Source organism: Candidatus Phaeomarinobacter ectocarpi (assembly GCF_000689395.1).
Classification (GTDB): Bacteria; Pseudomonadota; Alphaproteobacteria; order CGMCC-115125; family CGMCC-115125; genus Pyruvatibacter; species Pyruvatibacter ectocarpi.
This window is the reverse complement of the sequence record NZ_HG966617.1, coordinates 2,640,721-2,665,354: the sequence shown is the minus strand read 5'-3', so window position 1 is coordinate 2,665,354 and position 24,634 is coordinate 2,640,721. Positions and strand designations below refer to the sequence as shown.

The window sequence follows — 24,634 nt, the reverse complement described above, 5'->3', positions numbered from 1 at the left end:
AATTAGACGGCACTTCGGGTGTGACCCGGGTGCCTGGAGGAGTCTTTATGTCTGAATCAACTTCCCCTGGAGGGGCTTCCGGGGTGGGGGGGCTTATTACCCCGCAATACCGACGCTATGCGCTTTTCATGCTGGTGGTTGTCTATACCTCCAGCTTTGTTGATCGGCAGATCATGGGGGTTCTGCTTGAGCCCATCAAAAATGATCTGCTTCTGAGCGACACGCAGATGGGCTTCATGACGGGCCTGGCATTTGCGTTGTTCTACGCGACGCTGGGTATGCCTGTGGCGTTTCTGGCGGACAGGATCAACCGGCGAAACATTATCGCCATCGCGGTTGCCGTCTGGAGCCTGATGACTGCTCTTGGCGGTTTTGCCATTGGCTTCTGGACGCTGGCGGCAGCCCGTATCGGCGTTGGTGTCGGCGAAGCCGGGGCCAGTCCGCCGGCTCACTCCATGATTGCTGATCTGTACCCGGAAAAAGAGCGCGCAGGCGCTTTGGGCATCTACTCGCTGGGTATCTATTTCGGCGTGATGATCGGCTTTCTCGTGGGGGCCTATGTGGCTCAGTATTATGGCTGGCGTGCCGCCTTCTTCGTTGTTGGCCTGCCAGGTCTGATTATTGCGGTGCTGGTGCGGTACACGATGATCGAACCGCAGCGCGGCGCTGCAGACGGCCTTGAGCCACAAGAACCTGAACCCATCGACTGGTCGCAGATGTGGGTTGAGATCCTTGCAGGGTTCAAGCATCTGCTGTCCGATCCGGTGTCACGCAACGTCATTTTCGGGATCATGCTCGTCGCCTTTGTGGGCTATGGCGGCACAACCTGGATTGCAGCGTTTTTCATCCGCAGTCACGGCATGTCACTGCTGGAGGTTGGTACTTATCTCGCATTCGCCATTGGCATCTTTGGCGGGCTGGGTGCGTATCTCGGCGGTCGCCTGTCCGACTGGGCGGCGCAAAAGCATGTGGCCGGCGGCATGTGGGTTGTGGCGATCGGGATGTTTGCCGCAGCACCTTTGGTGGTGTGGTTCTTCCTTGAATCGAACCTCACAGTTGCACTCATTGTGTATCTGCCAACGTTGGTGCTCGGTGCGTTTTACCTGGGACCAAGCTTTGCGACGATCCAGACGCGCGCGCCTATCAAGATGCGGGCGCTGTGTTCAGCCATCATGCTCTTCATCGTCAACCTTGTCGGCATGGGGCTTGGTCCACAGGCCGTCGGTATCCTGAGTGATGTGTTTGCGACTGACTACGGCAAGGACTCGCTGCGGTACTCGCTGCTTGTTCTGTCGTTTGCCGCTGTGTGGGGTGGCTGGCACTACTATCTGGCCGGTCGCCATCTGATCCGCATCAAGGCGCGGTCAGAAGCAACACCCGCGTAAGGCAGACAATGCCAACAAAAAGCCCCGGCCTTAATTCAGGCCGGGGCTTTTTTCGTTTGGTTTTCTGGTGCGGTAGCTAGGCGACTGCCCCATGGCAGTGCTTGTACTTCTTGCCGGAGCCGCACGGGCATGGTGCGTTGCGTGCGACTTTGCCCCACGTTGAAGTGTCATTGGGGTCCAGAGCCGCGCCGGAGGCATTGCGGATTGTGCCGGAGGCGCGCGCGCGCTCTGCAGGCATCGCGTCGCCGTCCTGCTGGCGCATGGCGCGGATGTCTGCATCGAGCATTTCATCGCGGCCTGTTGTCGGATCGATGTGTTTGGCTTCCATCTCAGGAAGCGCCTGGCCCTCAACCGGTGGCGGCAGATCTTCGCGCTGGCGCACTTCCACATGCATCAGCTTGCCGGTCACGTCCTGACGCAGGCGGTGCAGCAGGCTTTCAAACAGCTCAAACGCTTCCGTCTTGTATTCGTTGAGCGGATCACGCTGGCCATAGCCGCGCAGGCCGATTGTGTGGCGGAGGTGATCGAGCATCTGCAGATGCTCACGCCAGTGGCCATCGAGTGTCTGCAGCAAGACGCTCTTTTCCACCTGGCGCATGATGTCCGGGCCAGCCTGCGATGCTGTGCGCGCAAAGGCTTCGTCAGACGCGCGGGTCAGGCGTTCATGAATTTCTTCATTGGCGATGCCTTCTTCGGCCGCCCATTCCTCAACCGGGATATCCAGATTGAGATATTTGAGTGCCTGCTCACGCAGTCCTGCGGCATCCCATTGCTCGGCATAGGCCTTTTCCGGGATATGGGTGGCAACCAGTTCATCCACCACTTCGTGGCGCATGTCTGCGATGGTTTCCGACAGGTCTTCTTCGTGCATCAGCTCGATGCGCTGTTCGAAGATGACCTTACGCTGGTCATTCATCACGTCATCATATTTGAGCAGGTTCTTACGAATATCGAAGTTGCGGGCTTCCACCTTGGACTGGGCGCGTTCCAGTGCCTTGTTGATCCAGGGGTGGGCGATGGCTTCACCTTCTTCCAGACCAAGCTTCTGCAGCACACCGTCCATGCGGTCGGTGCCGAAGATGCGCATCAGGTCATCTTCAAGTGACAGGAAGAACTTGGAATGGCCGGGGTCGCCCTGACGGCCCGAGCGGCCACGCAGCTGGTTGTCGATGCGGCGGCTTTCGTGACGCTCCGTGGCGCACACATACAGGCCGCCGGCGGCCAGAGCCTTTTGTTTCAGCTCTTCGACTTCTGCCTTGATGGTGGCCTCGCGTTTGTCGCGGGCTTCACCTTCCACCATGTCGCCGAGCTCGTGCTCAATGCGCATGTCGAGATTGCCACCGAGCTGAATGTCGGTACCACGACCGGCCATGTTGGTGGCGATGGTCACCGCACCGGGTACGCCGGCCTGAGCCACGATCTGTGCTTCTTCTTCATGGAAGCGCGCGTTGAGAACGTTGTGCGGCAGTTTCTTCTTCTTCAACAGCTCTGCCAGCAGTTCTGATTTTTCAATCGACGTCGTACCCACCAGGATCGGCTGCCCACGCTCAATGCAGTCCTTCACCAGCTCAACGATGGCGTCGTACTTTTCGGCTGCGGTCCGATAGACCTCATCGTCTTCGTCGATGCGCGCCACATCCACATTGGTGGGGATGGCGGACACTTCGAGCTTGTAGATGTCGAGGAATTCGTCTGCTTCCGTCTGCGCTGTACCGGTCATGCCGCCCAGTTTGTTGTAGAGGCGGAAGTAATTCTGGAACGTGACGGAGGCCAGGGTGACGTTTTCCGGCTGGATCGTGACGCGTTCTTTGGCTTCCAGTGCCTGATGCATGCCGTCTGAGTAGCGACGGCCTTCCATCATGCGGCCGGTAAATTCATCGATGATGACAACCTTGCCGTTCTTGACGATGTAGTCCTTGTCGCGCTGGAACAGTTTGTGCGCCTTGAGCCCCTGATTGATGTGGTGAACGACCGACACATTCTCGATGTCGTAGAGATTGTCACCGCGCAGCAGGTCTGCTTCGCGCAAAATGTCTTCGAGGTACTCATTGCCCTCTTCGGTCAGCGAAGATGTGCGCTGCTTTTCATCCAGCTCGTAATGTTCTTCCGAAAGCCTGGGGATGAAGCCGTCGATGGTGGTGTAGAGCTCGGAATTGTCTTCGGTCGGACCGGAGATGATGAGCGGTGTCCGGGCTTCATCGATCAGGATCGAGTCCACTTCATCCACAATCGCGAAATTGTGGCCGCGCTGGGTCATCTGGTTCAGCGCGTACTTCATGTTGTCGCGCAGATAGTCGAAGCCCAGTTCGTTGTTGGTGCCATAGGTAATGTCGGCGGCATATTCCTGGCGGCGCTGGGTGTCGTCGAGACCGTGCAGAATGACGCCGACCCGCAGGCCGAGGAACTCGTGGACCTGACCCATCCAGCGCGCATCGCGCTCGGCGAGATAGTCGTTTACCGTCACCACATGCACGCCCTTGCCGGACAGGGCATTGAGATATGCGGGCAGGGTGGAAACTAGGGTCTTACCTTCACCAGTCTTCATTTCGGCGATGCGGCCATCGTGCAGAACCATGCCGCCGATCAGCTGCACATCGAAATGGCGCTGGCCGAGGGTTCGTTTGGCGGCTTCGCGGACCGTGGCAAAGGCTGGAACCAGGAGGTCATCCAGGCTGGCACCGTTTTCGATTTCCTGGCGGAATTCAGAGGTGCGGGCGCGCAGTTCTTCGTCGCTCAGGGCCTCAAGTTCGGGCTCCATGGCGTTGATAAGGTCAACTTTCTGGCGGTATTTGCGAAGTTGCCGGTCATTGGCAGAGCCGAACAGGCTTTTGGCGAAACTTCCGAGCGAGACCATGAATGGGGTGACCTTAACTTATTGAGTGACGGCATTGGGCTGGATGACGGCATTGTGGTGGCCCGGGCCGCAGGGCTGCGGATCAGGCCGTAGGGCGTGCATATATCAAGGCATTTGAGCGCAGGATACAGGCGCACGAGAGATAGTGGTGGCCATGGGACGTGTCAACGCGGCGGACCATGGAGGTTCGGTAATGTTTATGCCCCATAAATGCCTGAAAATCCGTCATAAATGCGGCTTGTGGCAGGGCGATCTTCGTGGTGAAGATGCATCTTGAGGGCGGTTCTCGCCCGATCCGCCTGAATGACTTGTGAACCGGAGTGATACGCTGATGATCGGCCTTAAGCTGGACCGTGCGCCAAACCTTGTGACTTTGCCGCGCCTGACCCTGCCTTCCCTGTTTTTTGTTGGGTTTGTTGTTGCAGGTCTTGCAGCTTTTGGGGCCAACGCTGTTGCTCAGGAGCCTGAAGCGGCTCCGGTACCCGCCACTGAAGCTGCCTCAGAGGCAGCGGCCGAACAGGTCGAGGATGCAGTCATTGCAACCGTCAACGGCGAAGAGGTTCGCTATTCAGATGTGGTTCTGGCCGAGCGGGATCTTGGGTCCCAGCTGTCAGGCGTGCCTGAAGAGGTGAAATTCGAGTATCTGGCCAACCTGATTGTGGACCGTAAGGCGCTTGCGGCTGCCGCCCGTGTGGATGGGCTTGAAGAAGACCCAGAGGTCAAACGCCAGATGGCCTATTACGCGGAAAAAGTACTGGCCGATGTGTACCTCAATCGCTCGCTCATGGATGCGGTCAGCGATGAAGAGGCCAAGGCCTATTACGACAAGCAGATCAGCGAAGTAGAAGTGCAGGAAGAAGTCAGTGCCCGCCATATTCTGGTGGAGACTGAGGAGGCCGCGCTTGCCGTGATTGAACGCATCAATGGCGGCGAAGACTTTGTGGAGCTCGCCAAGGAGGTGTCGACAGGCCCCAGCGGCAAGGACGGTGGTGACCTTGGCTACTTCGTGAAGGACCGCATGGTGCCGGAGTTCTCAACTGCGGCTTTTGCCCTTGATCCAGGCCAGGTCTCAGCGCCCGTCAAATCCGACTTTGGCTGGCATGTCATCAAGGTCGAAGATCGCCGCCAGCAGCAGCTGGTGGCCTTTGATGATGTGAAAGAAAGCATCAAGGGGCAGCTGCGTGATGAGAAGGCCGCGCCTTTCATCGATAGTGTCCGCCAGAAAGCCGACATCAAGTTCACCGGCGAAGATGAGGCGGGCGCGCGCCCGCAAATCGTCCCTCAGCAGTAGCGCCTGACGGCAACTCCAGCTAGAGAACGCACAGGCACACTTTCCAGCGCGGCGGGCACCATGGCGATCAAATCTCGGTCATCCACATCCAAAGGCAAGACGGCAACGTCAAAGGTGAAAGGCAAAGCGCGCAAGGCTGTAAAGTCCGCACGTAAAATGGCATCACCCGCGCGCGCAACACTTCAACGCAAGGCGTCCGCCAAAAAGCCTGCCCGCAAGAAGACGGCTGTCGCAAAGCCGTCGGGTGCCGGCAAGAAACCCGCAAGCAAGCCAAAGAACAAATCAGGCCTGCCGGTTTCCCCTTTGGCCCCTGCGCACTTTCCCGATGTGGCGGACGTGCCGGGTCTCGAAATGGCAACGTCGCGGGCGGAGATCAAATACAAGGCCCGTGAGGATTTGCTCCTTGCTGTCATGGCGCCTGGCACCACCGTGGCCGGCGCGCTGACACGTTCGCGCACGGCGTCTGCTCCGGTGGACTGGTGCCGGACCAATCTTGAAAGCGGCGAGGGCCGTGTTCTTGTGTCCACGTCGGGCAACGCCAATGCGTTTACCGGCCGGGCGGGTATGGAGACCGTGAAGGTTACCGCGGCTGCAGCTGCCAAGCTTGCAGGCGTTCGTCAGAAGGACGTGTTCATCGGCTCCACCGGTGTCATTGGCGAAACCATGCCCAACGACAAGATCACCGGGGCGCTGCCAGCTGCATTTGACGCGCTGAAGCCCGGCGGGTTTGAAATGGCCGCCCGGTCAATCATGACGACGGATACTTTTCCGAAGGCAGCATCGCGGACGGTTGAAATAGATAGCAGCCCGGTGGTGATCAGCGGCATCGCCAAGGGGTCAGGCATGATCGCCCCGGATCTGGCGACGATGCTGTCCTACATTTTTACAAATGCGTCGATTTCCCAGCGCACACTTGGTGCCCTGCTGGATATCAATCTGCGTGACAGCTTCAACGCCATCACTGTGGATAGCGATACGTCCACCAGCGATACAGTGCTGTTGTTTGCAACCGGGCGTGGCCCGGATGGCGGCACGGCGCCGTATGCGCAGATTACGCGTCCGGGGGACCCGAAATTGCGGGCCTTCCGTCAGGCGCTTTCCGAGGTCATGCATGATCTAGCCATGCAGGTGGTGCGTGATGGCGAGGGGGCTTCCAAGTTCATTTCCATCACGGTGAAGGGTGGCGAGAGCCACAACTCGGCCCGCCGTATCGCGATGGCTGTGGCCAACTCACCCTTGGTGAAGACCGCCATTGCCGGTCAGGATGCCAATTGGGGGCGCGTGGTCATGGCTGTCGGCAAGGCCGGTGAGCCTGCCGACCGGGACAAACTCTCCATCGGGTTTGGGGGCGTGGAAGTGGCCAAAGCTGGCCGTGCGGTTGACGGCTATAATGAAGCGCCGGTCGCGAAGCACCTCAAGGGTCAGGACATTGCCATTGATATCGATGTGGGTGTCGGGCAGGGCGAGGCCACGGTCTATACCTGCGATCTGACCCATGGATATATCTCCATCAACGCGGATTACCGCAGCTAGGCCGCTTTCCTTTTCGGGTAAGCAATCATTAACGCTGTCGCCCATGTGCGGCCCGTTATGCCGTGTGTGTAGTATTGTCCTCATGTTCTCTTAACGGCGTGGTGCCAGACTGCGTTGCAAATGATTGGCGTTTTTTATGCGGATTGTTCTTGTTGCGGCCTGCGCTCTTGTTGATGTGGATGGCCGGGTGTTGCTGGCCAAGCGCCCAAAGGGCAAGGCAATGGCTGGACTCTGGGAGTTTCCCGGCGGCAAGGTCGAAGCAGGGGAGACGCCCGAATGTTCGCTCATTCGTGAGCTGAAAGAAGAACTGGCAATCGATGTAACGGCTGCCTGTCTGGCGCCTCTGACATTCGCCAGTCACACATATTCCGGCAACGCTGGTTCCAGTGACGCCGGACAAGATGAGTGGCATTTGTTGATGCCGCTGTTTGTATGCCGCAAATGGTCGGGAACGGTCACAGCGGTGGAGCACGAAGCGCTGGAGTGGGTCCGGCCTGTGCGCATGAGAGACTATGACATGCCGCCTGCGGATGTTCCGCTGGTCGCCCTAGTGAGAGACTTTTTAGGATGAAAGAATTTCTGACTAAAAGCCTTATGGCAGACGAAAGCGGTGCAACAGCCATCGAGTATGCGCTAATTGCCGGTGGCATTGCCGTTGCGATCATCACGGCAGTCAATACGCTCGGTGTGGATGTAGCCGGACTGTTTGGCACAGTAACCGACGGCTTCAGTTAAGCCGTTCAGCGCGCCATTCACTTTCGCTCACTGGCTAGGCTTTTCGCCCGTGCTGATTTCTTCGGTGTTCAATGCATCGGCAAGGCGTTGTCTTGCGCTACCCGGCCTGAGCGGCTTTTGCTGGCTGTCGTCAGGCGCCCAGCCAGCCAGATACACAATCTGAAACGTTGCTGACACGCGTCCTTCCGGGGTCGCGTATCGCTGTGTGTAGATTTCCGCCATGCGCATCAGAGTCGCCCGGCGCAATGGTTGTCGCCGTCGGGCATTGAGGGCGTTTGTCTCTCCCATGCCGCGCAAGTCGCGGAGCAGGGCGAAGGGACTCTCATATGTAACTGTGTGGCGATCCGCATCAACGACCGGCAGGGCAAATCCTGCGCGCTGCATGAGGCCGCCCATATCCCGTACGTCGGCGAAGGGTGCCACCCGGGGGCTTATGCCGCCCTCTATCTCTGCTTCGGCTTCGGAAAATGCTGTGCGCAGTTCCATCAGTGTCTCACCGCCAAACATGGCGCCGATGAACAGGCCGTCGGGTCTCAGTGAGCGGCGGATCTGAATGAGTGCCCCGGGCAGGTCATTGAGGCGATGGAGCACCAGCGCGCTAGTGATAAAATCGACGCTGCCATTTGCAAATGCCAGCCGCTCATCATCCATGACCAGCCGTGGACCCTGGGCATGCCGCAGCATGTCCGGTGCACTGTCGGTGTGGATCAGCCGGTCAAGCCTGCCGGATGCAATCAATGGTGCGCGGACCTGACCGTGGTGGCTGCCGATGTCGACGCCTGTTTCAAACGACCGGTTTGAATCCAGAAGCCGCTCGGCAATTTGTGTGGCGACGAGCGTCTTGAGGAAATCAAATGCGCCATAGTCCGCTGCCGCGCGGTTGCGCCGCTGGCGGATCAGGGCCGTATCGAACGGGGTCTGTGGATTGGGATCGGTCACAGGGCTGAAATAGCTTACCCTGTGCCTATGGGCAAAGCGTTTCAGATACTTGGCAAGGCGACGGGGCGATCCATCGGGCAGCTTGTCCGAGGAGTGGTGGAGTTTGCCTTGCCGCCGGTGTGCCCCATCACGGGTGACCGCGTGGCCGAGCATGGCACGCTGTCGCCGGATGCCTGGGCGGATCTGAGTTTCATTACCCGCCCGCTTTGTGCGGTTACCGGGGTGCCATTTGAGCGAGATGTGGGCGTGGGGGCCATCAGCGCGGCGGCCAGTGCCCGCATGCCGGCTTTTGATCGGGCGCGGGCCGCCATGCTTTATGACGGCACCGCGCGCAGGCTTGTGCATCAGCTCAAATACAGCGACCGGATGGATCTGGCCGGGCTGTTGGCCCGATGGATGGTGATTGCCGGTCGCGAGCTTCTGGATGGCGCTGACCTTCTGGTGCCGGTGCCCTTGCATCGGCGGCGGCTCATCTGGCGCCGGTTCAATCAGGCTGCTGCATTGGCCAAAGCCATCAGCAGGCAGACCTCCGTGCCGGCGGATGTCATGTTGCTGGAGCGGTCAAAACCCACTCAAAGCCAGGTTGGGCTGAGCCGGGCAGGGCGGCGACGCAATGTGCGTGGGGCGTTCAAGCTGTCGCCCAAATTGTCTTCAGCGGCGGCAGGGCAGCACGCGGTTGCTGGAAAACACATTGTTTTGATCGATGACGTGCTCACCTCCGGTGCCACCGTTGAGGCCTGCGCTGCGGTTCTGCGCCGGGCGGGCGCTGCGCAGGTGGATGTTCTGACCCTTGCGCGGGTTGTCGCGCCGCAGGACGCCACCATATGATGCCCAACAATTGAGAGATTCCAGACAAGCAGCCAAGTTGCTGCACATGCAGGTGAATTCATGAGCAAAGTCCAGATTTACACCACCCAGATCTGCCCCTATTGCCACCGGGCCAAGGCGCTGCTGCGCGACAAGGGCGTGGACTATGAAGAAGTGGACGTCATGGCCATCCCCGGCGCCCGCGACAAGATGATTGACCGCACCGGCCGTACCAGCGTCCCTCAGATCTTTGTCGGCGATACCCATGTGGGTGGGTGCGATGACCTCTATGCGCTTGAATCCAAGGGTGCCCTCGACCCGTTGCTGGCCAGCTAGGCCATGAGCGCCGCTCCGTTCCGCGCCGCTTGTGTAACGCTGTGCTCTGGCCGTGAGCCCGCCACCAACATCGAGGCTGCAAGCGACCTTGTGCGTGACGCCGCGCGCAACGGAGCCGGATTTATTTGCACGCCTGAAAACACCTTGCTGATGGAATCCGGTGGCAAACATCTGCTTGCAGCTGTGAAACCTGAAGACGACACGCCGGCGGTTCGCGATCTCGCGGCTCTCGCGGCGGATCTGGGCATCTGGTTGAGCGTCGGGTCCCTAGCCATCAAGGTGTCCGAAGACAAGGTTGCCAACCGCTCCTTTCTGATGGGACCGGATGGGCGCATTCATGCGCGCTATGACAAGATCCATATGTTTGACGTGTCTCTGCCCAATGGGGAGAGCTATCTTGAATCCAAGAGTTATCGGCCAGGCGGTGATGCCGTGTTGGCCCAGACGGGGTTTGGCACTGTTGGACTGACCGTCTGCTACGACCTTCGCTTTCCTGATCTCTACCGCACGCTGGCGCAGGCGGGCGCTGAGTACCTGACCGTCCCTTCGGCGTTTACGCAGGTGACGGGCGAAGCGCATTGGCACGTCTTGCTGCGGGCCCGGGCAATTGAGACAGGCGCATTTGTGTTTGCCGCGGCGCAATCCGGCACCCATGAGAACGGCCGCAAGACCTACGGGCACAGTCTGATCATTGACCCATGGGGTGAGGTGCTTGTCGATGGTGGCCTAGAGACTGGTTTTGTGTGCGCAGATATCGATCCTGCAAAAGTCGAGGAGGCGCGATCGCGCATTCCATCGCTCACGCATGATCGCGATTTTGCATTGCGGCATGCGTCTGAAGTCGCACCATTGTCGGCGCAATGATCCGCTACAGCCTCATATGCGCCGACGGCCATGAATTTGAATCCTGGTTTGCCTCAAGCGATGCCTTCGATGCCTTGGCCGAGCAGGGCCATCTGTCCTGTGTCGTGTGTGGAACGCCCAAGGTTGAAAAGTCATTGATGGCGCCCGCCATTGGCCGCAAGAGCAACCAGAAATCCGGAGCGGCCGAAGCAACACCTCCGCCTCTTGCACTCAAGGGAGATGGTGGTGAGGCGTTGAAGGCGGCCAAGGAACTTGCGGCTTTCATGGACAAAGTCCGCTCTCACGTGGAGGCAAATGCCGAGTATGTCGGCGATAATTTTGCTGATGAGGCCCGCGCGATCCATAACAAGGAAACCGAGATGCGGCAGATCTACGGTGAAGCCACCCTTGAAGAAGCCCGTGACCTGATTGAAGATGGGGTTGCGGTCGCGCCAATTCCCGCCAAGCGCAGGAAGTCGAATTAGGGCCTAAGCCGCCAATATTTGGGGGCAAATCATGAATTTCAGATCGATTGTCAAATCTGTCGCCAACGCCAATCTGGCCGCGATTGTTGCGGTGGGGCTGGTGCTGGGTGTTTCATCCGCCGCAAGCGCTGATGACGAAGACCGCAGGGTGCGCATCGTGAACAATACCAGCGTGGCCATGATGGAGTTTTATGCGTCTTCCATCGCATCCAAGACCTGGGAAGAAGATATTCTGGGTCAGGACGTTCTCGTGCCGGGGGATAATGTAGTCATCAACATCGATGATGGCAGCAATGCCTGCCGGTATGATTTCAAAGCCGTGTTTCTGGACGGCGATGAAGTGACCGATGAGGACGTTGATGTGTGCGAAGTCGCTGAGTACGAGTTCACCGAAGAATAGCGGTCGCCTAAGCTGACTGTTTGGTTGCCGTCTGCATGTAGTTCACTGCAGTGTCGTGCGACGTGGACCATTTGTCCGCCAACGGATTGAAGCTCACGCCGGTCAACTCTCCAGGCGTGAGGCCGGACGTGACCATCATCTGACGCATTTCGTCGGGCGTGATGAACTTGCTCCACTCATGGGTGCCGCGCGGCAGCCAGCCCAGTACGTATTCAGCGCCGACAATAGCCAGCGCAAAGGCGCGCGCCGTGCGGTTGAGGGTGGCAACAATCATCAGACCACCTGGTTTCAGGCAGGCCGCACATTCCTTCATGAAAACCTGTGTGTCGGCGACATGCTCGATGACTTCCATGTTCAAGATGACATCGAACTGCTCTCCGGCTTGCGCCAGCGCTTCTGCCGTGGTGTGCCGGTAGTCGATCTCAAGACCCTGCTCTTGAGCGTGGACGGATGCTGTCTTGATGTTTTTTTCGCCAGCGTCTGCCCCTGTGACTTTAGCACCAAGGCGGGTCATCGGTTCTGACAGCAGGCCGCCGCCACAGCCGATATCCAGCAGGCGCAGACCTTCAAGAGGCTGGGGAACGTCAGCGGCGCGGCCAAAATGGGCCGAAACATGCTCGCGAATGTAGGCCAGGCGGGTCGGATTGAATTTGTGCAATGGCCGGAACTTGCCGTGCGGGTCCCACCATTCAGCCGCCATTGCGGAGAATTTGGCTATTTCCTGCGCATCTACGGTCCCATTCTGGGGACTATCGGTCTTCGATGAAGCCTCTGGCATAGCTGCCATGGGGTGTTCCTCAAATGTGCACGAGTTGAGCCGGGCTGGTTGCAGCCGGATGGCGCTGCCTGTATGTGTACGCCGCGTTTTGGCGGTTCACAGAGCCGGTTTCAAGGCGTGTATCTATCAGTTTCAACAAGGATATGGCGCACCGAGCCAATTGGTCCAGCGATGGCTGGCCGGTGTGCTGACAGGTCACATGGCGCGTCTGGTGCTCAAATTCGGCGGAACGTCCGTCGCGGATATTAAACGTATCCGCGTGGTGGCGGCGCATGTGAAGCGCGAAGTGGACGCGGGCAATGAAGTGGCCGTTGTCGTGTCTGCCATGGCGGGGACCACAAACCAGCTTGTGGATTGGTGCAAGGAAGCAGCCCCGCTTCATGATGCGCGCGAATATGATGCCGTTGTATCGGCCGGTGAACAGATCACCTCCGGCCTGCTTGCCATCACGCTGAGTGACATGGGCGTCCCCGCGCGCTCCTGGCTTGGGTGGCAGATCCCCATTCGCACAACCGGTGTGCATGGTGCGGCGCGCATCGAGGCGATTGAGACGGATGCCATGGAGCAGGCCTTTGCCGAAGGCCGCGTAGCCGTGGTCGCAGGCTTTCAGGGCATTGGCGAAAACAATCGCATCGCAACGCTTGGGCGCGGTGGCTCTGATACCAGCGCCGTGGCGCTCGCCGCCGCATTGAATGCTGACCGGTGTGATATCTATACGGATGTGGACGGGGTTTACACGACTGACCCGCGGATGACGCCGCGTGCGCGTAAGCTTGGCAAGATCACCTATGAAGAAATGCTGGAGATGGCCAGCCAGGGTGCCAAGGTGCTGCAGACGCGATCCGTTGGCATGGCGATGACCCATCAGGTCAGGGTGCTTGTGCGCTCGTCCTTTGATGATCCCGACGCGCCCGAACTTGTGGCTGCGACAAACGGCAATTCAGACCTGCCAGGAACGCTCGTCTGCGACGAGGAGGAAATTGTGGAACAGGAACTCGTAACCGGCATTGCGTATTCGCGCGATGAAGCAAAGATCACGCTGGTGAAAGTGGCTGACAAGCCGGGTGTTTCAGCGGCCATTTTTGGCCCGCTGGCCGATGCCGGCATGAATGTCGACATGATCGTGCAGAATGTGTCCGAGGATGGCTCGATGACTGACCTGACGTTTACGGTCAGCCATGCGGAGCTGGACAAGGCACGCGCCGTCATCGAAGCAGCCAAGGACGAGATCGGCTACCAGCACCTCATTGCAGATGGTGATGTGTCGAAGATCTCTGTGATCGGCGTTGGTATGCGCAGTCACACAGGCGTCGCACAAAAAATGTTCCGTGCCCTTGCTGACCGCAACATCAATATTCATGTGATCTCCACATCCGAGATCAAGGTCAGTGTGCTCATTGATGCGGAATACACGGAGCTTGCGGTGCGTGCATTGCATACGGCCTACGGCCTTGACGGCGAAGCGGCCTAGCACAGGTAAACAGGTGTGGCGGACCTAGTAGGGTCAATAGCGCGTCGGGCACTCCTGCCCATGCTATAAGTGCTGCATTCATGATGATCTTATTTGTAGATCAAATTTGAGCCGCTTTTTTGCGGCACTTGTATTTGGCGACGCGCTCGCGTCTCCAGTCCAGCGACATATAGCGATAGAGGTTAGCCGCCGGTGGTAGCGACAGCGCACGGTCCGCGCACATTATTGAGAAGCCTTCGGGAAGTGATGGCACAGTCCGGGTCAGCTGATGACCGGCTGCAGGCTGTAGTGCGCCTGATTGCCTCCAATATGGTGGCAGAAGTGTGCTCCATCTACCTGCTGCAGCCCGACAACCGGTTGGAGCTGTTTGCGACTGAAGGACTGCGTGCCGAAGCCGTACACAATACGTTCCTGGCGCTTGGCGAAGGTCTGGTCGGTACGGTTGCGCAAACAGCGCGACCATTAGCTCTGTCCCATGCGCAGCAGCACCCGGCCTTTGCCCATCGCCCTGAGACCGGCGAAGACCCCTATCTTTCCTATCTCGGTGTGCCGCTGCTGCGGTCCGGGCGTGTGCTTGGCGTGCTTGCGGTTCAAAACGCCACAACGCGCGCCTACAAGCTGGAAGAGATGGAAGCGCTCGAAACCGTGGCCATGGTGCTGGCGGAGATGGTGGCGTCCGGCGAGCTGGTGAACCTGGCGGCGCTGCATGAAGCCGAACTGGTTGATGACCGCGCCATGCATCACCACGGCGTTGCAATCTCTGAAGGCATCGCCCTTGGCCATGCGGTCCTGCACCAGCCGAGATTTCACGTCACCAAGATCATTGCCGAGGATACCGGCGAGGAGCTTGGCCGTATTGAAGAGGCCATCGGCCAGTTGCGGGCGCAGGTTGACGCCATGTTGTCGGGAGACAATCTGGGGCGGGCAGGCGAGCATCGTGAAATCCTCGAAACGTACCGCATGTTTGCGAATGACCGCGGGTGGTTGGCGCGTCTGCGTGAAGCGATTGAGAGCGGTCTGACGGCTGAAGCGGCTGTTGAGCGGGTGCAGAACGAAACCCGCGCGCGGCTCATGCGGCAGACCGACCCCTATCTGCGTGAGCGGCTTCACGATCTTGATGATCTCGCCAACCGGCTGTTGAGTCATCTTGTTGGTGTGCCATTGACCGCGGCCGGTGACGATCTGCCGACCGACGCCATCATCATTGCGCGCAACATGGGCCCCGCTGAACTGCTGGATTATGACAGCGACAAGCTGCGTGCCCTGGTACTGGAGGAAGGATCTGCGACGGCGCATGTGTCCATCGTGGCCCGCGCGCTTGGCATCCCGATGATTGGCCGCGTGGAAGGCATTACGGATCTGCTGGAAGCAGGTGATGCTGTTATTGCCGATGGTGACACTGGCGAAGTCTACGCTCTGCCGTCTTCGGAAATCGTCGATTCATATTCTGAAAAAGCGCGTTTTCGGGCCAAGCGGCAGGCGCAGTTCCGCGAGCTGCGCGACAAACCGGCGGTGACGAAGGACGGCATCGCTGTGTCGTTGACGATCAATGCAGGCCTCATGGTCGATCTGCCGCATCTGCACGAAGCAGGTGCGGATGGCATCGGCCTGTTCAGGACCGAGCTGCAGTTTCTCATTGCATCCGCCATGCCCAAACTGTCCGAGCAGCAGGCATTCTATACGGAAGTGCTGGACGAGGCGGGCGACAAGCCGGTGACGTTCCGCACCCTTGATGTGGGTGGCGACAAGGTGCTGCCCTATCTGGCTCATGCCAAAGAAGAAAATCCGGCTCTGGGCTGGCGGGCGATCCGTATTGCGCTCGATCGGCCGGGGCTGTTGCGGTATCAGCTGCGGGCTCTTTTGCAGGCGGCAGCCGGGCGTAATCTGCGTTTGATGTTTCCCATGGTTGCGCAGGTGAGTGAATTTCAGGCGGCGCGGGAGCTTCTAGACAAGGAGCTCGCGCGCCTGCAGCGGCTTGGCCATCCCAGACCGTTGGACATCAAAGTAGGGTCGATGCTTGAGGTGCCGTCTTTGGCATGGCAGCTGGATGCCCTGCTGCCGTTGGTGGATTTTATTTCCATCGGCTCGAACGACCTGCTGCAGTTCTTCTTTGCCAGCGACCGGGGGAATCCCCGGGTCGGCGACCGGTATGACCTGCTAAGTCCCGCAGTTCTGTCGTTTTTGCAGCATGTGGTGGCCCAGTGCGGTGTTCACGATGTGCCGGTATCCCTGTGCGGGGAGATGGCCGGTCGCCCGCTTGAGGCCATGACGCTGGTCGCACTTGGCTTCCGGACGCTCTCCATTCCGCCTGCTGCGGTTGGGCCGGTGAAGGCCATGATCTTGGAACTGGACGCGGGCAAGCTCGCGGACTTTGTGAATGAGCGTCTCAGCCTGCCGGACAGCAGCCTTCGCTCGCAGCTGGCCGAATTTGCCTTCGACAACAAGATTCCGCTCTAAACAGCCCTAAACCATTGCAGTTACGGGTGGTTTTTTGTTTAGTAACCATCTTCTGACATCCTGAGGGGTAGTTATCCACAAGCTGCGCGGTCCCTGGGTTGTATTTGGATATGCTTCGAGGCGCGCAGGTACGGGACACATATTGGTTTCGGCGACATGAGATGCCCTGGTAGGGCACGGCATCCAGGCGCCAATGGGGACACGCAGGCCGTAATTATGGGCAAAGTGACTAAACTCAATCTGGAAGACGCATCGGTTCGTTCGACGCGACGGCTGCACCTGCGCGACATTCAGGATGACAATCCCGAACCGCGCGGAACTACCGGTGCTCAGATGCATGCGGCTCGACTTGCATTGGGCGAGGACATTTCTGCCGTCGCCAGTCAGTTGCGCATTCGCCGTGATCAGATTGAAGCCATCGAAGGCGGCGACTTTGATGCGCTGCCTGGCCGTGCTTACTCCATCGGGTTTGTTCGGACGTATGCAGAGTATCTCGGTCTCGATGAAGTTGAGATCGTGACGGCTTTCAAGGCCGAGTTTGATGCCGCAAAGACTTCTGGTCCCGCGCTGGTGTTCCCTGAAGCTGAAGAAGAATCGCGGATACCGCGTGGCGCATTTGTGGTGGTTGCCGTTTTGGCGCTGGCGGCCCTCTACGGTGTGTGGACACTGACGGTGTCGGCTGACCGTGTCGTTGAAGAACGCACAACAGGTGTGCCAAGCGTGGTTCCTGAAACGCGCGTCGCGCCAGTCGTACGTCCGGCATCGCTGCCGCGCACGGCTGTAGAACGTGGTTCAGCTGCGGCAGGTGCCGCCGAGACAGGTCCTGACGGCGGTGAATCTGCTGAGGCAACCGACGGTGGTACGGCAGCAAGTGCTACGGGCGACGTGTCTGGTGCAGCGGCACCTCAAACTGATAATGCAGCTGGTGAAACCAATACGACCGCTGAGGTGGACACAGCTGCCCAGACAGGTGCTGATGGCACTCCGGGCGCAATCTCCGATGAGGCCTCCGGGGGTGAAGGTGAAGCGGCGACGGAAACAGCAGCTGCACAAGAACCAACAGTTGCTCCCGCAGCGACGACCCCTTCTGAAGACCAGGTATCTCCGCTTGAAACCGGTGCCGAGCGTGCCTGGGAAGGCTTTGTTTACGGTCAGCAGAACCATGACAGCCGCATTTTCATTCGTGCCAATGCGCAGACATGGGTCCGGGTCGAAGATGGGGATGGCAACGTATTACTGTCGCGCACGCTTCGGGCAGGTGAAAGCTATCGGGCGCCAAACCGCACCGGCATGGTACTGGCCACGCGCAATGCAGGCGCATTGCAGCTCTTCGTAGATGGCAAATCGGCGGGTGCTGCGGGTCCAAACGGGAAGGTCCTTGCGGACATGCCCCTTGATCCGGCCACGCTTTCAGGGCAGTAGCGATACGCGGCAGCCTAACAAGCCGTCTCTCGTTTCCCTCAAGTAGCGTTGGCCCCCATGCTCTCCGAGCAAAAAATCGAACAATTGCTGGCCCGTCAGGCTGATCTTGAAGCTAAGATGTCTGACAATCCGGATCCTGACGCCTATGTGGCGCTGTCGAAGGAGTTTGCTGAACTCCAGCCGGTGGTTGCCGCTGCGCGCAAGCTACAGAGCGCGCGCACAGAGCTGGCCGATCTTTCGGTCATGCTTGACGACGAGGGTCTCGACGCGGACATGCGCGAGATGGCGAGTGAAGAGCGCGCTGAGCTTGAGGCTAGCATTCCCGACATCGAGCATGAGATTTCCATCCTGCTTCTGCCAAAAGACGTTGCAGACGCCCGCGACGCCATTCTTGAAGTGCGCGCAGGCACTGGCGGTGATGAAGCAGCTCTTTTTGCCGGCAGCCTATTTCGTATGTATCAGCGCTACGCGGAATTGCACGGGTGGAAGCTGGAGATCATTTCCGTGTCCGAAGGCGACGTTGGTGGCTACAAGGAAGTCATTGCCGGCATCAAGGGCGAAGGCGTGTTTGCCCGGTTGAAATACGAATCCGGCGTGCACCGTGTTCAGCGGGTGCCGGAGACGGAAGGATCAGGACGCATCCATACGTCGGCAGCGACCGTTGCCGTGCTGCCCGAAGCCGAAGAAGTGGACGTCCAGATCGAAGAAAAAGATCTGCGCGTTGATGTGTTCCGTGCCTCAGGCCCCGGTGGCCAGTCAGTCAATACGACGGACAGTGCCGTGCGCATTACCCATATTCCCACCGGCATTGTGGTGTCGCAGCAGGATGAAAAATCGCAACACAAGAACCGCGCCAAGGGCATGAAGATTCTCCGGGCCCGGATATTTGATGCAGAGCGCGCCAAGGTGGATGCGGAACGCGCCGAAGCACGGCGTGGCCAGGTTGGCTCTGGCGACCGGTCCGAGCGCATTCGGACATATAATTTTCCCCAGGGCCGCGTGACGGATCACCGGATCAATCTGACGCTGTACAAGCTGGATCAGGTGATTGCCGGCGATGCGCTGGATGAAGTTGTGGATGCGCTGATTACGGAAGATCAGGCCGCGCGCCTTGCTGCCATCAACGAGCCTGAAGACGCGTGAGTGCCCATGTGACAGGTGAAACCCTGTCGCAGGCGCTATCGCGAGGGCGGGCGTTTCTCACTCAGCATGACATTGAAACAGCGGCGCTTGATGCGCGCGTGCTGCTTCAGGCTGCTTCTGGGTTGAGCCATGAAGCACTGGTGATGCATGGCGATGACGCCATTGCGCCCGAGGCCGGACAGACATTTCAGATGTTTCTGGACGCGCGATCTCAGGGAAAACCTGTCTCGCGCATCCTGGGCCGCCGTGAATTCTGGGGGCTGGAGCTTGGTGTGTCCGGCGACACGCTGGATCCGCGCCCTGATACCGAAACGCTGGTTGCTGCCGTGCTGGACCGTGTGGGTGGGCGACGGCGTCCTTTCATTCGCGATCTGGGAACGGGGGCCGGCGCCATATTGCTGGCACTGCTTTCCGCTTTGCCGCAGGCACGCGGGCTGGGGTCTGATCTGTCATACGGCGCGCTGCGGATGGCGCGGGCCAATGCCCGAGCAATCGGGGTTGATGATCGGGCGGCGTTCGTCCTGTCTGACTGGGGGCGGGTGCCGACCCGCCTGGCGGATGTGGTTGTTTCCAATCCCCCCTATATCGCTCGCGGGGAGTTGCCGGGTCTGATGCGTGACGTGCGCGGGCATGACCCGATGCGAGCGTTGGACGGGGGCGCTGATGGTCTGGAGCCTTATCGGCGGATCGCTGGACAGTTGCCGCTCGTTGCGTTGCCTGGCGCGCTCCTGGCTTTTGAAATCGGGCCGACTCAGGCTGCCGCTGTTCAAGGGATCCTGTCCGGTGTCGGGGCCAGCGTGTTTGGCCCGGGTCTTGGCATGCTGCGCGACCTGGCGGGGCGTCCCCGGGTCATTGTGGCCCGCGCGCCACGCCATTGACGGCTGGTTTACGGTGTTTTCCGCCTTAACCAAAAAGGGCTTGGTTTGGGCCGGGTGAGGGGCTAGGTTGAAGTCAAGGGGATACGCGCATATGTGCGCTCCGGCCTTTTGAGGCGCTCTCCTGCCCACCACAGACCGCGAAAATGAACCCTGTGATTGTCACAGGCCTCAGGAATAAAGCGGTTGGTGACATGTACTTTGCCCGCGCCGATTCATGCGCAGGCTGAGTTTGAATGGATGCGGTGGCAGCGGCTTGCAGGGTCAATATCGGGAATAGCAGTTTTGCGGCAGAAACTGAGCGGCGCGGCCATATGGGCCCAGCGCGCTTGAAAAACCGCCAAAAGCAAGACGACACATGATGACGCCGGGAGAGTGATCCCGGCTCGTCCAAAATTTCAGTGGTACGGCATGTCGCCATGCGATGTGCCGACCCTGACAGATGTTTTGACCACGTAATGGGAACACACAGTGGCGAATAACAAGCAGAACAACAGATCACGCGGCCGTGGGCGCAAGCCTGGTGGTGGCGGTGGCAACAATGCCAACCGGTCGTATGAAAGTAACGGGCCGGATGTGAAGATTCGCGGTAACGCGAGCCACATCAGCGAAAAGTACCAGCAGCTTGCCCGCGACGCGGCAGCCAGCGGAGACCGTGTGGGTGCTGAAAACTATCTTCAGCACGCGGAACACTATTACCGCATGGTGCTTGAGACGCAGCAGCAAAACCAGCAACAGCGTGAGCAACGCGAGCAACGTGCGGCGGCAGAAGCGGAAGCCAACGGCAATGGCGATGGCGACTCCGCAGACGGAAACGCTGAAAAGTCTGACGGTGGACGTGATGGCGGCAATCGTCGCCGGGGCCGCCGGCGTCGCGACAACGTCCAGGAGAAGACCGAAGCCGCAGAAGTGGATGGCAATCGTGCGGATGCGGACACAAATGCTGATACAGGCGGTGATGATGACGATTCATCCCCCAATGAGGCGGAAGTCATCAAGCTGAAGCCTGCGCCGGCACCTGAGGGCGATACGGATGATGCGGTGAGTGAGCCTGCTTAAGGCAGGTATTATTCGCCTGCACGTTGATCAGGCCGGTGGTGTCAGAACATCACCGGTCGCAAGATTTCCGTCTTCCAACACTTCGCAATACAGCCCCATGTCCATGTGGCCATAGCCGATGCGCAAGGTCTGGGGCACATTCATGTCCCGCTTGGCGGTCGTTGGATTGACGTTGGTCGCGGCGCAGCGCTGGGTGCGCAGAATCCCTTTTACCTTTAACGACCCGATGGAGAACGTCTTGTTCTCCCACTCCAGCTCGCTCCAGGCGGGCAACCCATCCACATAGACATTGCCGCGGAAACGAAGTGGATCCACCGGTTCGCCGGTGACCCGCTCCAGATCACGCACGCTTGCTAAATTGATGAGCGACAGAACTTTCATCGGCACATCAGAAAACGAAAATCCGGCGCCCGCAGCGTCCGGCACTGTCACGATGCGCGGTGGTCCGCGCAGATCGTCTTCCATGTAACTGGTCAAAAAGTGCTCGATCAGCTGACGGCCAATGCGTGAGGTGATGTCGCCTTTGGCCACCTGCTTGGCTTTCCCGCCCTTGTCGCGGCGCAGGACCGTCAACGTGCCGCTGTCATCGTCGAAACGGGTTTCCAGTGTCGCCAGCCGCTCGTTCTTTGCCAGCATCAGGAACTTGGTCTTCGGGAAGTATTGCGGGTCGGCGGGGTCAAAGTCCGTTGTCCCGTTTTCAATGGCAAATGCGCGATCCCAGGGCATGGTGCCGCCCGCTTTGAGGCTGACTTTTGGCAGTTCCTCCGGTGACAGGCCTTTGACGGGGTAGCGGTAGAGCGCTGTAACGCGGGAATCAGCCATTTTGGGTCGTTTCTCCAAACTCGTGAGGTGGCCGGCGTGTTGTGAAGGTCATCTTCGTGTGAACGTCATGGCAACCTTGATGGGGTAGCCTTGTCAAATCAGCGGCTTTCGCCTCGATTTTTTGCTGCTTTGTGAAGCTGGGCACTTGTGTGGCTCAAATGGCACACCACATGTAATGGGCAGGAACGTGCCTCTTTTGGGCGATCTTGCGTCAAACATAACTCCGGAACGTTGCCCGAATGGGGACGTTTCATACAGTGCCAATAAGGGCTGAAAAGAGGGACCTCGATGAATCTCGAGAGCTATACAGATCGCGTAAAAGGCTTTCTGCAATCTGCGCAGGGGCTGGCCGTTCGCGAAGGCCATCAACAATTCAAGCCGGAGCACATGCTCAAGGTCCTCCTCGATGACGAGGAAGGTCTGGCTGCAAATCTTATTCGCAAAGCCGGTGGACGCCCTGATGTGGCGCTGCAGGCCATTGAACTGACACTCGACAAGCTTCCCAAGGTGGAAGGGACGGGTGCCGGACAGCTGTATCTCGCGCCGGAAACCGCGCGCGTGTTCGATACGGCGGAAGAAATCTCCAAGAAGGAAGGCGACAGTTTTGTCACCGCTGAACGGGTGCTGCTTGCCCTCGTCATGGCGACACAGACTGATGCCGGCAAAGCGCTCAAGGAAGCGGGCGTGACGCCCACGGGGCTTAACACCGCAATTCAGGATCTGCGCAAGGGCCGCACGGCCGACAGTGCCGGGGCTGAGGACCAGTATGACGCGCTCAAGAAATATGCCCGTGACCTGACGCAGGTTGCGCGGGACGGCAAACTCGACCCGGTGATTGGCCGCGACGAAGAAATTCGCCGGACGATCCAGGTTCTGTCCCGCCGGACCAAGAACAATCCCGTGCTCATTGGTGAGCCGGGCGTCGGCAAGACTGCCATTGCGGAAGGTCTGGCGCTGCGAATCGTCAATGGAGACGTGCCCGAGAGCCTCAAGCAGAAGTCTCTGCTGGCGCTCGACATGGGCTCGCTGATTGCTGGTGCCAAATATCGCGGTGAGTTTGAGGAGCGCCTCAAGGCGGTTCTCAACGAAGTCACATCCGCTGATGGCCAGATCATCCTGTTCATCGATGAAATGCACACGCTCGTGGGTGCCGGCAAGACAGACGGGGCGATGGATGCCTCAAACCTGCTCAAGCCTGCTCTGGCGCGCGGTGAGCTGCACTGTATCGGCGCCACCACGCTGGACGAGTACCGCAAGCACGTTGAAAAAGACGCTGCTCTGGCCCGTCGCTTTCAGCCGGTGATGGTCAACGAGCCGACAATCGAAGACACGATTTCGATTCTCCGTGGGCTGAAAGAAAAATACGAGCTGCATCACGGGGTGAGAATCACCGACAGCGCCATCGTGGCTGCGGCCCAGCTGAGTGATCGCTACATCACCGAGCGGTTTTTGCCGGACAAGGCGATTGACCTCGTGGATGAAGCCGCCAGCCGGTTGCGGATGCAGGTGGATTCCAAACCCGAAGAGCTTGATGAGCTCGACCGGCGTGTCATCCAGCTTAAGATTGAGCGTGAAGCCCTCAAGAAGGAAACCGACTCAGCGTCCAAGGATCGTCTTGAAACGCTTGAGAAGGACCTGGCTGAGCTTGAACAGCGGGCGTCTGAGCTGACAGCGCGCTGGGAAGGCGAGAAGGAAAAACTCGCGGGCTCCCAGAAGCTGAAAGAGCAGTTGGATCAGGCGCGCGGTGACCTTGAGAAGGCGCAGCGTGCGGGCAATCTGGAACAGGCCAGTGAGCTTGCTTACGGCATCATTCCCGAGCTTGAAAAGAAGCTGGCGGAACCTGAAGACGTGGACGCCGGCGCGATGCTGGACGAAGAAGTGACCGACGAGCATGTGGCGGGCATCGTCTCGCGCTGGACGGGCATTCCCGTCGACAAGATGCTGGAAGGTGAGCGCGAGAAGCTGCTGCAGATGGAGTCTGCACTGGCAAATCGCGTGATTGGCCAGAAGGAAGCTGTGGCGGCCGTCAGCCGTGCCGTGCGGCGGGCCCGTGCGGGTCTGCAGGACCCCAACAGGCCGATTGGGTCCTTCATGTTCCTCGGGCCAACGGGCGTCGGCAAGACGGAGCTCACAAAGGCTCTGGCGGGCTTCCTGTTTGATGATGACAGCGCCATCGTTCGCATGGACATGTCCGAATACATGGAGAAGCACTCGGTTGCCCGTTTGATCGGGGCGCCTCCGGGCTATGTGGGCTACGAGGAAGGCGGCGCACTGACCGAAGCCGTTCGCAGGCGGCCCTACCAGGTCGTGCTGTTTGACGAGATCGAGAAGGCGCATCCAGACGTGTTTAACGTCCTGCTGCAGGTGCTCGATGACGGACGCCTGACAGACGGGCAGGGCCGCACCGTCGACTTCCGCAACACGCTGATCATCATGACGTCCAATATGGGCGCTGAGTATCTGGTGGCGCAGGCCGATGGCGAAGACTCCGAAGCCGTGCGTGAGCAGGTGATGGGGTCTGTGCGGATGCATTTCCGGCCTGAATTCCTCAACCGGTTGGACGAGATCATCCTGTTCCATCGTCTGGGACGCGATCAGATGTCCGGCATTGTGGATATCCAGATGGGCGGCCTCATGCGCCTGCTGGAGGGCCGCAAGATCACGCTGGAGCTGACAGAAGCTGCCAAGCTGTGGATGGCTGAGAAGGGCTATGACCCCGCCTATGGGGCACGTCCCTTGAAGCGTGTCATCCAGCGCGCCCTGCAGGACCCCCTTGCAGAGCTTGTGCTTGAGGGCGCTGTCCATGATGGCGAAACCGTCAAGGTGGATGCGGGCGAAGGTGGCCTGATCATCAATGGCCGCGATGTAAGCGCTGATTTTGGCGGGCTTGGCTCCGATTTGCCGACCGTCCCACCGGTTGGTGACGACCCGGAAGGGCCCGTCGTGCACTAGCGTCGCGTATCAGACAAAAAGAAAGGGCGGCTCGTTTGAGCCGCCCT

At 59.3% G+C, this 24,634-nt stretch carries 21 protein-coding genes; 17 read left to right on the top strand and 4 right to left on the bottom strand.

What is annotated here, in order from left to right; translation table 11 throughout:
- Positions 1-47 precede the first annotated feature (47 nt).
- Positions 48-1,385, top strand: a complete 1,338-nt coding sequence (locus BN1012_RS12720) for a spinster family MFS transporter (RefSeq protein ID WP_043949890.1) — start codon at positions 48-50, stop codon at positions 1,383-1,385.
- 76 nt (positions 1,386-1,461) lie between these two features.
- On the opposite strand, the gene secA is transcribed toward BN1012_RS12720, so the two are convergent.
- Positions 1,462-4,239, bottom strand: a complete 2,778-nt coding sequence (gene secA / locus BN1012_RS12715) for a preprotein translocase subunit SecA (protein WP_043949889.1) — start codon at positions 4,237-4,239, stop codon at positions 1,462-1,464.
- A gap of 331 nt (positions 4,240-4,570) precedes the next feature.
- Between secA and BN1012_RS12710 the strand changes: the two genes are divergently transcribed.
- The 4 genes from BN1012_RS12710 to BN1012_RS17415 all read left to right on the top strand — a co-directional run bounded on the left by BN1012_RS12710 (position 4,571) and on the right by BN1012_RS17415 (position 7,798).
- Complete coding sequence (locus BN1012_RS12710; protein ID WP_052535256.1) at positions 4,571-5,530, top strand: peptidylprolyl isomerase; 960 nt, start codon at positions 4,571-4,573, stop codon at positions 5,528-5,530.
- A 60-nt stretch (positions 5,531-5,590) separates the two neighbouring features.
- Positions 5,591-7,063 (top strand): bifunctional glutamate N-acetyltransferase/amino-acid acetyltransferase ArgJ, encoded by a 1,473-nt coding sequence (gene argJ, locus BN1012_RS12705; protein ID WP_244442901.1) that lies wholly within the window; start codon positions 5,591-5,593, stop codon positions 7,061-7,063.
- Positions 7,064-7,199: 136 nt separating this feature from the next.
- On the top strand, positions 7,200-7,634 hold the full coding sequence (locus BN1012_RS12700) for a (deoxy)nucleoside triphosphate pyrophosphohydrolase (protein WP_043949888.1): 435 nt from the start codon (positions 7,200-7,202) through the stop codon (positions 7,632-7,634).
- Entirely contained in the window at positions 7,631-7,798 is a 168-nt protein-coding gene (locus BN1012_RS17415) for a Flp family type IVb pilin (RefSeq protein WP_081826386.1), read from the top strand. Before BN1012_RS12700 ends, BN1012_RS17415 begins: the two co-directional genes overlap by 4 nt.
- A 27-nt stretch (positions 7,799-7,825) precedes the next feature.
- Here BN1012_RS17415 and BN1012_RS12695 read toward each other — a convergent pair whose 3' ends face one another.
- Positions 7,826-8,737: a methyltransferase domain-containing protein gene (locus tag BN1012_RS12695; RefSeq protein ID WP_043949887.1), complete on the bottom strand. Its 912-nt coding sequence runs from the start codon at positions 8,735-8,737 to the stop codon at positions 7,826-7,828.
- 27 nt (positions 8,738-8,764) lie between these two features.
- Between BN1012_RS12695 and BN1012_RS12690 the strand changes: the two genes are divergently transcribed.
- Genes BN1012_RS12690 through BN1012_RS12670 form a run of 5 tightly spaced genes read left to right on the top strand, consistent with a single transcriptional unit; the run spans position 8,765 to position 11,608 of the window.
- On the top strand, positions 8,765-9,565 hold the full coding sequence (locus BN1012_RS12690) for a ComF family protein (protein ID WP_043949886.1): 801 nt from the start codon (positions 8,765-8,767) through the stop codon (positions 9,563-9,565).
- Positions 9,566-9,625: 60 nt separating this feature from the next.
- Positions 9,626-9,880, top strand: a complete 255-nt coding sequence (gene grxC, locus BN1012_RS12685) for a glutaredoxin 3 (RefSeq protein ID WP_043949885.1) — start codon at positions 9,626-9,628, stop codon at positions 9,878-9,880.
- 3 nt (positions 9,881-9,883) lie between these two features.
- Positions 9,884-10,744 carry a carbon-nitrogen hydrolase family protein gene (locus tag BN1012_RS12680; RefSeq protein ID WP_043949884.1) on the top strand — a complete coding sequence of 287 codons (861 nt, stop codon included), beginning with the start codon at positions 9,884-9,886 and terminating at the stop codon, positions 10,742-10,744.
- Positions 10,741-11,208: a DUF1178 family protein gene (locus BN1012_RS12675; protein ID WP_043949883.1), complete on the top strand. Its 468-nt coding sequence runs from the start codon at positions 10,741-10,743 to the stop codon at positions 11,206-11,208. The genes BN1012_RS12680 and BN1012_RS12675 overlap by 4 nt, the downstream gene beginning before the upstream one ends.
- 31 nt (positions 11,209-11,239) lie before the next feature.
- Positions 11,240-11,608 carry a hypothetical protein gene (locus tag BN1012_RS12670; RefSeq protein WP_043949882.1) on the top strand — a complete coding sequence of 123 codons (369 nt, stop codon included), beginning with the start codon at positions 11,240-11,242 and terminating at the stop codon, positions 11,606-11,608.
- A gap of 7 nt (positions 11,609-11,615) precedes the next feature.
- On the opposite strand, the gene ubiG is transcribed toward BN1012_RS12670, so the two are convergent.
- Positions 11,616-12,386 carry a bifunctional 2-polyprenyl-6-hydroxyphenol methylase/3-demethylubiquinol 3-O-methyltransferase UbiG gene (gene ubiG, locus BN1012_RS12665; RefSeq protein WP_043949881.1) on the bottom strand — a complete coding sequence of 257 codons (771 nt, stop codon included), beginning with the start codon at positions 12,384-12,386 and terminating at the stop codon, positions 11,616-11,618.
- Positions 12,387-12,585: 199 nt separating this feature from the next.
- On the opposite strand from ubiG, the gene BN1012_RS12660 reads away from it, so the two are divergent.
- The 6 genes from BN1012_RS12660 (at position 12,586) to BN1012_RS17920 (ending at position 20,813) form a co-directional block, all read left to right on the top strand.
- A complete protein-coding gene (locus BN1012_RS12660; protein ID WP_043951057.1) occupies positions 12,586-13,857 on the top strand; it encodes an aspartate kinase in 1,272 nt (423 codons plus the stop codon).
- 246 nt (positions 13,858-14,103) lie between these two features.
- Positions 14,104-16,314 (top strand): phosphoenolpyruvate--protein phosphotransferase, encoded by a 2,211-nt coding sequence (ptsP, locus tag BN1012_RS12655; protein WP_043949880.1) that lies wholly within the window; start codon positions 14,104-14,106, stop codon positions 16,312-16,314.
- Between the two features lie 216 nt (positions 16,315-16,530).
- Positions 16,531-17,736 (top strand): helix-turn-helix domain-containing protein, encoded by a 1,206-nt coding sequence (locus BN1012_RS12650; RefSeq protein WP_043949879.1) that lies wholly within the window; start codon positions 16,531-16,533, stop codon positions 17,734-17,736.
- Positions 17,737-17,793: 57 nt separating this feature from the next.
- A complete protein-coding gene (gene prfA, locus BN1012_RS12645; protein ID WP_043949878.1) occupies positions 17,794-18,879 on the top strand; it encodes a peptide chain release factor 1 in 1,086 nt (361 codons plus the stop codon).
- A complete protein-coding gene (gene prmC / locus BN1012_RS12640) occupies positions 18,876-19,757 on the top strand; it encodes a peptide chain release factor N(5)-glutamine methyltransferase (protein ID WP_052535253.1) in 882 nt (293 codons plus the stop codon). Before prfA ends, prmC begins: the two co-directional genes overlap by 4 nt.
- Before the next feature lie 468 nt (positions 19,758-20,225).
- Entirely contained in the window at positions 20,226-20,813 is a 588-nt protein-coding gene (locus BN1012_RS17920) for a DUF4167 domain-containing protein (RefSeq protein ID WP_052535251.1), read from the top strand.
- Positions 20,814-20,840: 27 nt separating this feature from the next.
- On the opposite strand, the gene BN1012_RS12630 is transcribed toward BN1012_RS17920, so the two are convergent.
- On the bottom strand, positions 20,841-21,635 hold the full coding sequence (locus BN1012_RS12630) for an MOSC domain-containing protein (protein WP_043949877.1): 795 nt from the start codon (positions 21,633-21,635) through the stop codon (positions 20,841-20,843).
- 288 nt (positions 21,636-21,923) lie between these two features.
- Here BN1012_RS12630 and clpB point away from each other — a divergent pair, with 288 nt between their 5' ends.
- Positions 21,924-24,587 carry an ATP-dependent chaperone ClpB gene (gene clpB, locus BN1012_RS12625; RefSeq protein ID WP_081826384.1) on the top strand — a complete coding sequence of 888 codons (2,664 nt, stop codon included), beginning with the start codon at positions 21,924-21,926 and terminating at the stop codon, positions 24,585-24,587.
- Positions 24,588-24,634: the final 47 nt, after the last annotated feature.